Source organism: Streptomyces sp. NPDC051211, assembly GCF_040689505.1.
Classification (GTDB): domain Bacteria; phylum Actinomycetota; class Actinomycetes; order Streptomycetales; family Streptomycetaceae; genus Streptomyces.
Genome location: NZ_JBFBAV010000052.1, coordinates 33,892 through 47,153, shown reverse-complemented (window position 1 = coordinate 47,153; position 13,262 = coordinate 33,892). Strand labels below are relative to the sequence as shown.

The 13,262-nt window shown below is 72.4% G+C and carries 11 protein-coding genes; 7 read left to right on the top strand and 4 right to left on the bottom strand.

Features of this window, described 5'->3' with window-relative positions; translation table 11 throughout:
- Positions 1-177: 177 nt before the first annotated feature.
- Positions 178-3,324, bottom strand: coding sequence for an isoleucine--tRNA ligase (gene ileS, locus AB0447_RS32200; RefSeq protein WP_366480412.1), 3,147 nt, complete (start codon positions 3,322-3,324; stop codon positions 178-180).
- Positions 3,325-3,835: 511 nt separating this feature from the next.
- On the opposite strand from ileS, the gene AB0447_RS32195 reads away from it, so the two are divergent.
- The 5 genes from AB0447_RS32195 to AB0447_RS32175 all read left to right on the top strand — a co-directional run bounded on the left by AB0447_RS32195 (position 3,836) and on the right by AB0447_RS32175 (position 8,649).
- A complete protein-coding gene (locus tag AB0447_RS32195) occupies positions 3,836-4,930 on the top strand; it encodes a TraR/DksA C4-type zinc finger protein (protein WP_366480411.1) in 1,095 nt (364 codons plus the stop codon).
- Between the two features lie 103 nt (positions 4,931-5,033).
- Positions 5,034-5,594: a signal peptidase II gene (lspA, locus tag AB0447_RS32190; protein WP_366480410.1), complete on the top strand. Its 561-nt coding sequence runs from the start codon at positions 5,034-5,036 to the stop codon at positions 5,592-5,594.
- A gap of 17 nt (positions 5,595-5,611) precedes the next feature.
- A complete protein-coding gene (locus AB0447_RS32185; protein WP_366480409.1) occupies positions 5,612-6,553 on the top strand; it encodes an RluA family pseudouridine synthase in 942 nt (313 codons plus the stop codon).
- Complete coding sequence (locus AB0447_RS32180) at positions 6,550-7,014, top strand: GNAT family N-acetyltransferase (RefSeq protein WP_366480408.1); 465 nt, start codon at positions 6,550-6,552, stop codon at positions 7,012-7,014. The genes AB0447_RS32185 and AB0447_RS32180 overlap by 4 nt, the downstream gene beginning before the upstream one ends.
- 48 nt (positions 7,015-7,062) lie before the next feature.
- Entirely contained in the window at positions 7,063-8,649 is a 1,587-nt protein-coding gene (locus AB0447_RS32175) for a Na+/H+ antiporter (protein ID WP_366480407.1), read from the top strand.
- Between the two features lie 25 nt (positions 8,650-8,674).
- Here AB0447_RS32175 and AB0447_RS32170 read toward each other — a convergent pair whose 3' ends face one another.
- Positions 8,675-9,160, bottom strand: coding sequence for an SRPBCC family protein (locus AB0447_RS32170; protein ID WP_366480406.1), 486 nt, complete (start codon positions 9,158-9,160; stop codon positions 8,675-8,677).
- A 64-nt stretch (positions 9,161-9,224) separates the two neighbouring features.
- Here AB0447_RS32170 and AB0447_RS32165 point away from each other — a divergent pair, with 64 nt between their 5' ends.
- Positions 9,225-9,806 (top strand): TetR/AcrR family transcriptional regulator, encoded by a 582-nt coding sequence (locus AB0447_RS32165; protein ID WP_366480405.1) that lies wholly within the window; start codon positions 9,225-9,227, stop codon positions 9,804-9,806.
- A gap of 37 nt (positions 9,807-9,843) precedes the next feature.
- Here AB0447_RS32165 and AB0447_RS32160 read toward each other — a convergent pair whose 3' ends face one another.
- Complete coding sequence (locus AB0447_RS32160; RefSeq protein ID WP_366480404.1) at positions 9,844-10,809, bottom strand: mechanosensitive ion channel domain-containing protein; 966 nt, start codon at positions 10,807-10,809, stop codon at positions 9,844-9,846.
- Between the two features lie 50 nt (positions 10,810-10,859).
- On the opposite strand from AB0447_RS32160, the gene AB0447_RS32155 reads away from it, so the two are divergent.
- Positions 10,860-11,453: a dienelactone hydrolase family protein gene (locus tag AB0447_RS32155; protein WP_366480403.1), complete on the top strand. Its 594-nt coding sequence runs from the start codon at positions 10,860-10,862 to the stop codon at positions 11,451-11,453.
- 19 nt (positions 11,454-11,472) lie between these two features.
- On the opposite strand, the gene AB0447_RS32150 is transcribed toward AB0447_RS32155, so the two are convergent.
- Positions 11,473-13,233 (bottom strand): serine/threonine-protein kinase, encoded by a 1,761-nt coding sequence (locus AB0447_RS32150; RefSeq protein WP_366480402.1) that lies wholly within the window; start codon positions 13,231-13,233, stop codon positions 11,473-11,475.
- Between the last annotated feature and the right edge of the window lie 29 nt (positions 13,234-13,262).

The following is a 13,262-nucleotide window of genomic DNA, read 5'->3' as shown; positions in this document are numbered from 1 at the left end:
TTCCCGAACTGGGGCTCCGCCCCTGTCCCCGCTCCTCAAACGCCGGAGGGGCTGAATCAGGGGCTTGCCCCCAGTTCGGGAAGGGGCGGGGAGGGGAGAGGCTCCGCGCAGCGGGAACGCCGGTGGCCCGGCGCGCCCCCGGGGTGGGGGTGGGCCGGGCCACGGGACGGGGCTGGGTCAGGCCTTGCGGAGGCGGAAGGTCAGTCCGAGGGGGGCGTCCGTGAAGGGGGCGCCGTACGAGGCGTCGGCCTCGCCCGATGCGAAGTCCGTCGCCAGGACCTCGTCCGCGATCAGCGACGCGTGGTCCGTCAGAGCCGTCGTGAGCTCCGGGTCGGAGGAGGACCAGCGCAGGGCGATGCGGTCGGCCACGTCGAGGCCCGAGTTCTTGCGGGCCTCCTGGATCAGCCGGATCGCGTCACGCGCCAGCCCCGCCAGCCGCAGCTCCGGAGTGATCTCCAGGTCCAGGGCGACCGTCGCGCCGGAGTCCGAGGCGACGGACCAGCCCTCGCGCGGGGTCTCCGTGATGATGACCTCTTCCGGGGTGAGGGTGACCGGCGAGCCGTTCACGTCCACCGAGGCCTCGCCCGAGCGAAGGGCCAGGGACAGGGCGGCGGCGTCCGCCGCGGCCACGGCCTTGGCCACGTCCTGGACGCCCTTGCCGAAGCGCTTGCCCAGTGCCCGGAAGTTCGCCTTGGCCGTGGTGTCCACCAGCGAGCCGCCCACCTCGGAGAGGGAGGCCAGGGAGGAGATGTTGAGCTCCTCCGTGATCTGGGCCTGGAGGTCGGGGGACAGGGCCGAGAAGCCCGTCGCGGCGACCAGCGCCCGGGACAGCGGCTGGCGGGTCTTGACGCCGGACTCGGCGCGGGTGGCCCGGCCGAGCTCCACCAGGCGGCGGACCAGCAGCATCTGCTGGGAGAGGGTCGGGTCGATCGCCGCGGTGTCCGCGACCGGCCACGAGGACAGGTGGACCGACTCCGGGGCCTCCGGGGTGACCGGGACGATCATGTCCTGCCACACCCGCTCCGTGATGAAGGGGGTCAGCGGGGCCATCAGCCGGGTGACCGTCTCGACGACCTCGTGGAGGGTGCGGAGGGCCGAGGCGTCGCCCTGCCAGAAGCGGCGGCGCGAGCGGCGGACGTACCAGTTGGACAGGTCGTCCACGAACGAGGACAGCAGCTTGCCGGCGCGCTGGGTGTCGTACGCCTCCATCGCCTCCGTGACCTCGCTCACGAGGGTGTGGAGCTCGGAGAGCAGCCAGCGGTCGAGGACCGTGCGGTCCGCCGGAGCCGGGTCGGAGGCCGAGGGCGCCCAGTTCGACGTACGGGCGTACAGAGCCTGGAAGGCGACCGTGTTCCAGTACGTGAGGAGGGTCTTGCGGACGACCTCCTGGATGGTGCCGTGGCCGACCCGGCGGGCCGCCCACGGGGAGCCGCCGGCCGCCATGAACCAGCGCACCGCGTCCGCGCCGTGCTGATCCATCAGCGGGATCGGCTGAAGGATGTTGCCCAGGTGCTTGGACATCTTGCGGCCGTCCTCGGCGAGGATGTGGCCCAGGCAGACCACGTTCTCGTACGAGGACTTGTCGAAGACGAGGGTGCCGACAGCCATCAGGGTGTAGAACCACCCGCGGGTCTGGTCGATGGCCTCCGAGATGAACTGCGCCGGGTAGCGCTTCTCGAAGATCTCCTTGTTCTTGTACGGGTAGCCCCACTGCGCGAACGGCATCGAGCCCGAGTCGTACCAGGCGTCGATGACCTCCGGCACGCGGACCGAGGTCAGGGAGCAGCCCTCGTGCGTGCAGGTGAAGGTGATGTCGTCGATGTACGGGCGGTGCGGGTCCAGCGCCGACTGGTCGGTGCCCGAGAGCTCGGACAGCTCCGCGCGGGAGCCGACGCAGGTGAGGTGGTTCTCCTCGCAGCGCCAGATGGGCAGCGGGGTGCCCCAGTAGCGGTTGCGGGACAGCGCCCAGTCGATGTTGTTGTTCAGCCAGTCGCCGAAGCGGCCCTGCTTGACCGAGTCCGGGAACCAGTTGGTCTTCTCGTTCTCCCGCAGCATCGCGTCCTTGACGGCGGTGGTGCGGATGTACCACGACGGCTGCGCGTAGTAGAGCAGCGCGGTGTGGCAGCGCCAGCAGTGCGGGTAGCTGTGCTCGTAGGCGATGTGCCTGAAGAGCAGGCCGCGCGCGTCGAGGTCGGCGGTCAGCTTCTCGTCGGCCTTCTTGAAGAAGATGCCGCCGACCAGCGGGACCTCCTCCTCGAAGGTGCCGTCGGGGCGGACCGGGTTCACGACGGGCAGGCCGTACGCGCGGCAGACCGCGAGGTCGTCGGCGCCGAAGGCCGGGGCCTGGTGGACCAGACCGGTGCCGTCCTCGGTGGTGACGTACTCGGCGTTGACCACGAAGTGGGCCGGGGCGTCGAAGGGGACCAGCTCGAAGGGACGCCGGTAGGTCCAGCGCTCCATCTCCTTGCCGGTGAAGGTGTCGCCGGTGGCTTCCCAGCCCTCGCCGAGGGCCTTCTCCAGCAGGGGCTGGGCGACCACGATCTTCTCTTCGCCGTTCGTGGCGACGACGTACGTGACCTCGGGGTGGGCGGCGACCGCGGTGTTGGAGACCAGGGTCCACGGGGTGGTCGTCCAGACCAGCAGCGCGGCCTCGCCGGCCAGCGGGCCGGAGGTCAGCGGGAAGCGGACGTACACGGAGGGGTCGACGACCGTCTCGTAGCCCTGGGCCAGCTCGTGGTCCGAGAGGCCGGTGCCGCAGCGGGGGCACCAGGGGGCGACGCGGTGGTCCTGGACGAGGAGGCCCTTGTTGAAGATCTCCTTCAGGGACCACCAGACGGACTCCACGTACTCCGGGTCCATGGTCCGGTAGGCGTCGTCCAGATCCACCCAGTAGCCCATGCGGGTGGTGAGCTCGGCGAAGGCGTCGGTGTGGCGGGTCACCGACTCGCGGCACTTGGCGTTGAACTCGGCGATGCCGTACGCCTCGATGTCCTGCTTGCCGCTGAAGCCGAGCTCCTTCTCGACGGCGAGCTCGACCGGCAGGCCGTGGCAGTCCCAGCCGGCCTTGCGGGCCACGTGGTAGCCGCGCATGGTGCGGAAGCGGGGGAAGACGTCCTTGAAGACGCGGGCCTCGATGTGGTGCGCGCCGGGCATGCCGTTGGCGGTCGGCGGGCCTTCGTAGAAGACCCATTCCGGGCGGCCCTCGGACTGCTCCAGGGTTTTGGCGAAGGTCTTGCTCTCCTGCCAGAACTCCAGGACGGCGTGCTCCAGGGCGGGCAGATCGACCTGGGCGGGTACCGGGCGGTACTGCGGCGGTGTGGTCATGAGGCTGGGCTCTTCCTCCGGCGGCGTGGTGTGTCCGTCGGAGGGACGAGAGCCGAGCTGCTCCCGCGGTACCACCCTCCTTGGCCGCCGTGCGCCTGCGCGCGCCGGTGACCCCCTCATTAGGGGCGCGAGCCGGTTCTACTGGCCCGTGGGATGTCCGTGGGCGTTCTTCCGGCGGCTCCGGGGTGATCCTTCACATCGCGCTCGCCCCCGGGCTCTCACCGTCCCCGGGTCGCTCCTGGCTGCGTACGAAGCTACTCGTCCCCATCCATGCCTTTCGCTGGGCCCAGTGTACGGGCCCGGTGGCGGCTCGGCAGACCGGATTTCCGCTGACCCGAATGGGCCGATGGGGCCGGCGGGGTTGTGGCGCGGATTACCGGGCGCGGAGCTGGGCACAACGGTTGCAGGTCGGCCTGGCTGGACGCGTGCCCCGTTGCCGCGGGGCTGGAGTCGATTTATCGTCCCAGCACGATTTGCGTGCAAGATCACCATATGTGAAGGGGCCGCAGCCATGGTGGCGAAGAAGCAGTCGACGGCGGCCAAGGCCGCCCGGGGGGCGGTCCCCGGTACGAAGCCGGCCCCGGCCGCCAAGAAGCGGCTCGACGCGGAGCCGGCGGGGGCGGTGGCCGGCTCGGCCCCTGCCGCCAAGCGGGCGGCCCCGGCCAGGAAGACGGCCCGGGCCGACGGCACGGCGGCGCCCAAGCGTGCGGCCGCGGCCGCGGCAGGGAAGAAGGTTGCCGTGGCAGCGAAGAAGGTTGCCGCCGGGAAGAAGGCTGCCGCAGTCGACGAAGCCCCGGCCAAGGCATCGGCCAAGGCTCCGGTCAAGGCTGAGGCCAAGGCCCCGGCCAAGGCTGAGGCCAAGGTCGATGCCAAGGCTCCGGCCAAGGCCGACGCCAAGGTCCCTGCCAAGGGTGAGGCCAAGGCCCCGGCCAGGAGCGAGGCCAAGGCCCCGCCCAAGCGGGCTCCGGCCAAGGCCGATGCCAAGGCTCCGGCCAAGGCTGTGGCCAAGAAGCCGGCCAAGAAGGCGGCCCCCGCCAAGACGGCGGCCGAAGATGCGGCCCCTGCCGATGTGGCCGGGGAAACGACCCAGACGGGAGCCGGGAACGTGGTTGCCAAGAAGAGCACGGGCACGAGCAAGGCCAGGAAGACCGCCGCCGCGGCCACCAGCGGGCTGCCCAAGGCCCGGGCCGTGGTCGCCGCCGGGGCACCCGGGGAGCTCGCCGTACGGCCGGGTGAGGACCCGTGGAGCCCCGCCGAGGTGGCGGAGGCGCGCAGCGAGCTGGAGGGCGAGGTGCAGCGGCTGAACGCCGAGCTGGAGGCCTCCGAGCTGGCCATCACCGGTCTGATGCGCGACGGCGGCGGTGGCGCCGGCGACGACGAGGCCGACACCGGCAGCAAGAACATCACCCGCGAGCACGAGATCGCCCTCGCCTCGAACGCACGGGAGATGCTGGAGCAGACCGAGCGGGCCCTGGAGCGGCTGGAGGCGGGCACCTACGGGCTCTGCGAGAACTGCGGGCAGCCCATCGGCAAGGCCAGGATGCAGGCCTTTCCCCGGGCCACCCTGTGCGTGGAGTGCAAGCAGAAGCAGGAGCGGCGGCACTAGGACGGGTCCCGGGTGCTTCCGGGTACCCCTGGCACCCCGGGGCGCCGCCGGAGGGCGTGACGTACCCTCGTCTTCAGTTGTCGAGCCAGGACGAGGGACGCACGTGGCAGAGGCGGAGCGCATCATCGGTACGCCGGAGGGCGGGGAGGATTCCCAGCCGGAGTCCCCGCAGCCCAAGGGGCGGCGGCGGATCGCCGCGCTGCTCGTCGTGGCCCTGCTCGCCTACCTGCTCGACCTGGGCAGCAAGATGCTGGTGGTCGCGAAGCTGGAGCACCAGCAGCCCATCGAGGTCATCGGTGACCTGCTGAAGTTCGAGGCGATCCGGAACCCCGGTGCAGCCTTCGGCTTCGGCGAGGCCTTCACGGTGATCTTCACCTGCATCGCCGCCACCGTGATCGTGGTGATCGTGCGGCTGGCCCGGAAGCTCTACAGCCTGCCCTGGGCCATCGCGCTGGGCCTGCTGCTCGGCGGTGCGCTCGGCAATCTCACCGACCGGATCTTCCGCTCGCCCGGCGTCTTCCAGGGCGCGGTGGTCGACTTCATCGCACCCGCGCACTTCGCCGTGTTCAACCTCGCCGACTCGGCGATCGTGTGCGGCGGCATCCTGATCGTGCTGCTGTCGTTCCGGGGCCTGGACCCGGACGGGACCGTCCACAAGGACTGACAAGGCATACTCGACGGGTGAGTACGATTCCCGAGATCCGCACCCTGCCCGTTCCCGATGGCCTCGAAGGCGAGCGCGTCGACGCCGCCATTGCCCGTATGTTCGGTTTTTCCCGGACGAAGGCGGCCGAGCTCGCGGCCGCGGGGAAGGTGTCGGTCGACGGCAGTGTCGTCGGGAAGTCCGAGCGTGTGCACGGTGGCGCCTGGCTCGAAGTCGAGATGCCCGCGCCCCCGCGCCCCGTGGAGATCGTCGCCGAGCCCGTCGAGGGCATGGAGATCATCCACGACGACGATGACATCGTCGTGATCATGAAGCCGGTGGGGGTCGCCGCGCACCCCAGCCCCGGCTGGACCGGCACCACCGTCATCGGCGGCCTGGCCGCCGCCGGCTACCGGATCTCCACCTCCGGCGCCGCCGAGCGCCAGGGCATCGTGCACCGCCTGGACGTCGGCACCTCCGGCCTGATGGCCGTCGCCAAGTCCGAGCGGGCCTACACCTCGCTGAAGAACCAGTTCCGCGAGCGGATCGTGGACAAGCGCTACCACGCCCTCGTCCAGGGGCATCCGGACCCGATGAGCGGCACGATCGACGCGCCGATCGGCCGTCACCCCAGCGCCGACTACAAGTGGGCGGTGACCCAGGAAGGCAAGCCGTCGGTCACCCACTACGACCTGATCGAGGCCTTCCGCGCCGCCTCGCTGCTCGACATCAAGCTGGAGACCGGCCGCACGCACCAGATCCGCGTGCACATGTCCGCGCACCGGCACCCCTGCGTGGGCGACCTGACCTACGGCGCCGACCCGACCATCGCCAAGCGGCTGGGCCTGACCCGGCAGTGGCTGCACGCGGTCCGGCTCGGCTTCGAGCACCCCTCCGACGGGCAGTGGGTGGAGTTCGAGAGCAACTACCCGGCGGACCTCCAGAACGCGCTGGACGTGATCCGCGCAGAGAGCGAGTGACGGTCCCCTTCGAGGTCCGGGTCGCCGCCGGTGACGCGGACCTCGCGGCCTGCTTCGCCGTCCGCACCGAGGTCTTCGTCGTCGAGCAGGGCGTTCCGGAGGCGGTGGAGTACGACGCCTACGACGCGCAGGCCGTCCATGTGCTGGCCGTCGGCCCGGACGGCCCCCTGGGCACCGGCCGGCTGCTGTACGGCGAGGCCGCCCGCGGCAAGACCGGCTCCCCGGAGGTCGGTTCGCTGGGCCGGCTGGCCGTACTGAAGGCCGCCCGCGGCCTCGGGGTCGGCGCGGCGCTGGTCCGCGCGATCGAGGCGGAGGCGGCCCGGCTGGGCCTCACCGCGGTGGACCTCGGTGCCCAGACGCATGCGCTGGGCTTCTACGAGCGGCTCGGCTACGTGGCGTACGGCCCGGAGTTCGAGGACGCGGGCATGCCGCACCGCGCGATGCGGCGCACCCTCGCGTAGCACCCTCATGTGAGCGAGCGAACCCGGCACGCCTGGCAGGGTGGGGGAGTGGATCAGCTTCTGCTTCTCTTCGTGCTGCTGCTCGGCGCGGTGGTCACCGTGCCCCTCGGGGACCGGCTGGGGGTGCCCGCGCCGGTGCTGATGACCATCGCCGGGGTGGTGCTGGCCCTGGTGCCGGTGGTGCCGAACGTCGACATCCCGCCCGATTACATCCTGCCGCTGGTGCTGCCGCCGCTGCTCTACGCCTCCGTACAGCGGACTTCCTGGCGGCAGTTCGCGGCCAATGTGCGGCCGATCCTGCTGCTGGCCGTGGCCCTGGTCTTCGTCACCACCGCCGCGGTCGCCGCGGTCGCCCACGCCGTGGTGCCGGGTCTGCCCCTCGCCGCCGCGGTGGCGCTCGGCGCGCTGGTCGCCCCGCCCGACCCGGTCGCGGCCACCGCCGTCGCCGGTTCGCTCGGACTGCCCCGGCGCATGGTGTCGATCCTGGAGGGCGAGGGCCTGTTCAACGACGTGACCGCGATCGTGCTGTACCACGTCGCCATCGCGGCCGCCGTCAGCGGCAGCTTCTCCTGGCCCGCCGCCCTCGGCGAGTTCGTGCTGTCCGCGGTCGTCGCGGTGGCCGTCGGACTGGCGCTCGGCTGGGCCGCGAACCGGCTGATGGGCCGGCTCGACGACGCCACCCTGCAGATCGGGCTGACCCTGCTGGTGCCGTTCGTGTCGTACGTCCTCGCCGAAGAGCTGCAGGGCTCCGGGGTGCTGGCCGTGCTCACCACCGCACTGTTCCTCGCCGAGTACGCGAGCGACGCCGACGACGTCCTCGGCCGGCTGGCCGGGCACACGTTCTGGGAGGTCGTCGACATGCTGGTCACCGGTGTGGCGTTCGGGCTGATCGGGCTGGAGCTGCACAACGTGTTCGGTTCGGCGGACGAGCGCTGGGGCGAGATGGCCGGCTGGGCGGCCGCCGTGGTCGCGGTCGTGGTCGGCGTACGGCTGCTGTGGCTGCTGCCGGCGTCCTGGCTGGCGAAGAAACTGCACAAGCGGCGCGACTACGACGAGGAGATCCCGCTGAGCTGGCGGGAGAGCGTGGTGATGTGGTGGGCCGGGATGCGCGGGGTGGCCTCGGTGGCCCTGGCGCTGGCCATCCCGTTCCGGACCGAGAGCGGGGAAGCCTTCCCGGCCCGGGACGAGATCGTCTTCATCGCCTTCGCGGTAATCATGGCCACGCTGGTGGTGCAGGGCCTCACGCTGCCGTGGCTGGTGCGGCTGCTGGGCGTGGAGGCCGACACCGATGCGGAGCGGGAGTTCCGGCGGCACCTCGCGATCCGCGCGGCCAAGGCGGCGAAGCAGCGGCTGAAGGAGATCGAGCAGGCCGAGGACCTCCCCGAGGACCTCGTCGAGCAGCTCCACCGGCGCGCGTACGACGTGGGGGCGCGGATCAGCCCCGACATGGTCGACGAGGAACGCCGGGAGGCGTACGCGAAGCGGGTCGAACGGCTCCGCGACATCCAGCGCATCCAGCGCGAGCTGATGTCCGCGGCCCGCCACGAGGTCCTCTCGGCCCGCAGTGAACCGGGCGCGGACCCGGAGATCGTCGACCGGGTCCTGCGCTACCTCGACGTCCGCAGCCTGCGCTGAACGCCGGGGGTGTCCACCGGACCCCTCAAGCGGCCAGTGCCCGCAGCAGGCGTACGTACGGTGACCAGCGGGCCGGGCGGGCCACCGTTCCCGTGCAGGCGAGTTCGGCGCGGTCCAGGCTGTCCTCCAGGCAGGCGTCGTGCATCGGCCGCCAGGCCAGCGGCCAAGTGATGCGGGCCGGGCCGCTGGTGGTCATCGCCAGGGTGTGCCTCAGTACGGTGCGCTCCGCGTCGACGGGCAGGACGGCGAACTCGTGGAAGCCGTCGAATCCGCGCGGCCCGCTGAACGCGAACCGGATCCAGGTGCCGGGCACGTAGGCGTCGACGGTGTAGCGCACCGGGCCGTGGCCGCCGGCCGCGCCGGCGGCCAGGGGGCCGTCGAACTCCATCCGGGGCCAGTCCAGGCCGGGCCACAACCGGTCCTCGTCCCCGCCGGCCAGGCTGTCGATGAGTGCACCGACCTCGCTCGCCCCGGCCGTCAGCAGGCGCTCGTGCACGTTGTAGACGCCCATGCGTCCTCCCCTCCGCTCGTATTAGAGAGAGTTCTCTAATTAATTGGAGGGTACTCTCTGATTCATGGCGAGACCACCCCGCTTCGACACCGACCAACTTCTCGACGCAGCCCTCCGCCTCGCCACCGCCGGCGGACCGTCCGCCGTCACCATGTCTGCGGTCGCCCAGGCGGTCGGCGCTCCGAGCGGCTCCGTCTACCACCGCTTCGCCGGCCGCACGGCCCTCCTTGCCGAGGTGTGGCTGCGGACCGTGGAGCGCTTCCAGGAGGGCTACTTCGCAGCGCTCCGCGATCAGACCGACCCGCGCAGGGCCGCCCGCTCGGCGGCCCGCCACGTCGTCGCATGGAGCCGGGCACATCCGGACGAGGCCGCCCTGCTCCTCTACGGCCCCGGGGACTTCGGCCGCGCCGACTGGTCCGAGGAGCACACCCGGCGCGCCGACGCCGGCAACGGCCGGGTGTTCGCCTCCCTCGGCACCCTGGCCGAGGCCCTCGGCGCGCGCGACCCGCGGGAGCAGGAACGCGTCGCCCTCGCCGTGGTCGACCTGCCGCTCTCCGTCGTCCGACGGCACCTGCGTGCCGGCGAGCCCCTGCCGCCGTACGCCGAGGAGCTCACCGAGGAGAGCACGGCCGCGCTCCTGGGCTGAAACCCGGAGGCACCGTCCCCCTACGAGCCGAAGGGCGCTATTCCGGGCGGCCTTCGGGGCCGGGGCCGGGGGCAGTGCCGGGGTCGGGGGCAGTGCCGGGGTCGGGGGCCGGGGAGGTCGTGATGCGGGGGAGGGCGTACGGGTGTTCCGCCGCCAGCCAGGCGATCAGGCGTTCCCGGACCGCGCAGCGCAGCGTCCACAGGTCGTCCGCGTCCTTCGCGGTGACCAGCGCCCGCACCTGGACGGTGTGCGGGGTGGTGTCGGTGACCACCAGCCCGCTGGACCGGCCGTCCCACTCCGGCAGGTCCTTCAGGATCCGCTCCAGCTTCGCCCGCATCAGCGGGATCGGCGCCCGGTGGTCCAGGTGCAGGAACACCGTCCCCGTCATCTCCGCCCCGCCGCGCGACCAGTTCTCGTACGGCTTCGATGTGAAGTAGGACACCGGCATGGTGATCCGGCGCTCGTCCCAGGTGCGGACCACCAGGAAGGTCAGGGTGATCTCCTCGACCGTGCCCCACTCCTTGTCCACCACCACGGTGTCCCCGATGCGGACGGTGTCGCCGAAGGCGATCTGCAGTCCGGCGAACAGGTTGCCGAGGCTCGACTGGGCCGCGATGCCCACCACGATGCCCAGCACACCGGCCGAGGCCAGCATGGACGCGCCGACCGTCCGCATCGTGGGGAACGTCAGCAGCATCGCGGCGATCGCCACGACCACCACGATCGCGGTCAGCACCCGCTTGATCAGTTCCACCTGCGTGCGGACCCGCCGCACCCGCGCCTCGTCCGTGTTGCCGGCCGCATACCTGGCGTACGAGGCCTCCACGACGGTGTCGGCGATCCGCAGCAGCAGCCAGGCCGCCGCGCCGATCACCACCAGGGTCAGCAGCTGTCCGAGTCTGCCCGGGTCCCGGAGGAACCCCTTGGCTCCCGCGGCGCAGGCGAGGAGCAGCAGCGGAGGCAGACTACGGCGGAGCAGCAGCGAACGGAGCACGGTCTCCATGCCTCCGACCGTAGCCGACCGCCGTCACCGGCTGCTGGCACGATGGGCACATGAACATCATCCTTTTCCACTCGACGTACGGGCTGCGGCCCGCCGTGCACGCGGCCGCCGACCGGCTGCGTGCCGCCGGCCACCGGGTGCAGGTGCCCGACCTCTTCGAGGGCCGGGTCTTCGAGACGGTCGGGGAGGGCATGGAATTCCAGGAAGAGGTGGGCCGCGACGAGCTGCTCAAGCGGGCGGTGCTCGCCGCCGCTCCCCACTCCGACCAGGGCCTGGTCTACGCCGGCTTCTCCTTCGGCGGCTCGGTCGCCCAGCAGTTGGCGCTCGCCGACGAGAAGGCCCGCGGGCTGCTCCTGCTGCACGGCACCGCCGACATCGCCGAGGACGCGGCGGTGGACGAGCTGCCGGTGCAGCTGCACATCGCGGACCCGGACGTGTTCGAGCCGCACGACTGGCTGACCGCCTGGTACCTGCGGATGCAGCGGGCGGGCGCGGACGTGGAGGTCCACCGCTACCCGGGCGCCGGGCACCTGTTCACCGACCCGGACCTGCCGGACTACGACGCGGAGGCCGCCGAGCAGACCTGGCGGATCGCGCTCGGCTTCCTCGACTCCATCGAGTCCATCGAGGCCGACAACTCCTAGTCGCCCGCCGGTCCGTCGCTCAGTCGTGCCGGCAGCGGCCGCCCGGTGCGGTGGCCGGCGGCGTGCACTGGTAGCCGTAGTCGGCCCTGCTCCCGCTGAGCCAGCGGCCGATGCACTGGTTGGCGGTGGTGCGGCCGCGCTGGGCGCAGAAGGCGAGGGCCGCCCGACCGTCGGAGAAGGGGCCGGGGGCGTAGACCACCCAGTAGCCGGGGTTCAGGGAGCCGTAGTCCCCGCTGCGCAGCAGCTGCGCCTCGGGGACGGTGGCACGGACGGCCGCCAGCCGCCGGTCGCGGGCGGCGGTGCCGGAGCTCTCCGGCTCCGAGTACAGCTGGGCGATCCAGCGTCCGGCCGGCGGGGGAGTGGCCGAAGGAGCGGGCGTCAGCGCGGCTGTTCGTGTCGGTGTGGGCGAGGGCGTAGGGGAAGGGGACGGTGGGGGTGTCGGGTTCGGGGCTCCGATCGGGTCCCCGCTCGGACTCCCTGTCGGACTCCCGGCCGGACTGCCGGTCGGGCTGTGGCCCGGGGTTGTGGAGGCCGCCGGTGAGACGGTCCGGTTCCGGCCGTCGTCGCCGCCCTCCGCGCCCGGCTTGAACAGTGCGTACCCGCCGGCGCCGAGCAGCGCCAGGGCGAGCACGGCGGCGGCCGCGGCCAGCGGGGTCATCCGCTGCCCGGCCCGGCCGGCCGCCGGACCGGTGCCGTAGGGGCCGCTGCCGGAGCCGCCCGAACCGTCGGCGCCGCCGGAGCTACTGGAGCCGCCGGAGTTGCCGGTGCCGAGGGTCGGCAGGGAGTCCCGGGGCGTGGTGTCGTACGGGGTCACGGGTGAGGGTGTGGCCGGCGGGGTGGCCGGGGGCTGCGGCGGGCGCGGGGCCGGGCCGGGAGGCAGGGCGGGCGGCGGGGCGAACCGGCCGCCCGGCTGCTGCCGCGGATCGGAGGCCCGGTCGACCCGGGTGGGTTCCGGCGGCAGCGCGCCGCCCCCGGCCACCGCGGCCAGCATCGCGTCCAGCCGTTCCGCGTCCGGCCGCTGCGCCGGATCCCGGACGAGGACGGCGGCCAGTACGGACCCCAGCGGGCCGGCCCGGAGCGGCGCGGGCACCGGGTCGTCGAGCACGGCGGCGAGGGTGGCCAGGGTGGTGGCCCGGCGCATCGGGCTGACGCCCTCCACGCACACGTACAGCATCATGCCCAGAGACCACAGGTCGGAGGCGGGCAGATCGGCGCCCCGGATCCGCTCGGGCGCCAGGTATTCGGGTGTGCCGATGACCTCGCCGGTCAATGTGAGCGAGGTGGCGTCCTGCAGGGCGGCGATGCCGAAGTCGGTCAGTACGGCGGAACCATCCGACCGCAGCAGTACGTTGGCTGGTTTGACGTCCCGGTGGTGGATGCCGGCGGTGTGCGCGGCCCGCAGTCCGGAAAGCACCTCGCGGCCGATGCGGGCGGCCTCGGCGGGCCGCATCGGGCCCTGTTCCAGCTGCTGCTGGAGGGAGTTGCCGGGCAGCAGCTCCATCACCAGCCAGGGGTGCGGGTCCTCGTCCACGATGTGGTGGATGGTGACCACGTGCGGATGGCTGATCCGGGCCTGCGCCCGGGCCTCCCGCAACACCCGTTCGCGGAGCACCCGCAGGGTCTCCGGATCGTCCCGGCCGACCGGCGGCCGGACCTCCTTGACGGCCACATCGCGGTGCAGGGCACGGTCCAGCGCGCGCCAGACCGTGCCCATTCCACCGCTGCCGAGCCGCTCAAGCAGCTCGAACCGTCCGTCGATCACGTCCCCCGGCGCGCTCATGGCGCCAGGTTAGAGGAGACGGGAGGGTC

What these genes read in the sequence shown, in the direction of transcription:
- ileS (WP_366480412.1), bottom strand. Translation starts at nt 3,324, where the DNA reads ATGACCACACCGCCGCAGTACCGCCCGGTACCCGCCCAGGTCGATCTG.
- AB0447_RS32195 (WP_366480411.1), top strand. Translation starts at nt 3,836, where the DNA reads ATGGTGGCGAAGAAGCAGTCGACGGCGGCCAAGGCCGCCCGGGGGGCG.
- AB0447_RS32170 (WP_366480406.1), bottom strand. Translation starts at nt 9,160, where the DNA reads ATGGGCGTCTACAACGTGCACGAGCGCCTGCTGACGGCCGGGGCGAGC.
- AB0447_RS32165 (WP_366480405.1), top strand. Translation starts at nt 9,225, where the DNA reads ATGGCGAGACCACCCCGCTTCGACACCGACCAACTTCTCGACGCAGCC.
- AB0447_RS32160 (WP_366480404.1), bottom strand. Translation starts at nt 10,809, where the DNA reads ATGGAGACCGTGCTCCGTTCGCTGCTGCTCCGCCGTAGTCTGCCTCCG.
- AB0447_RS32155 (WP_366480403.1), top strand. Translation starts at nt 10,860, where the DNA reads ATGAACATCATCCTTTTCCACTCGACGTACGGGCTGCGGCCCGCCGTG.
- AB0447_RS32150 (WP_366480402.1), bottom strand. Translation starts at nt 13,233, where the DNA reads ATGAGCGCGCCGGGGGACGTGATCGACGGACGGTTCGAGCTGCTTGAG.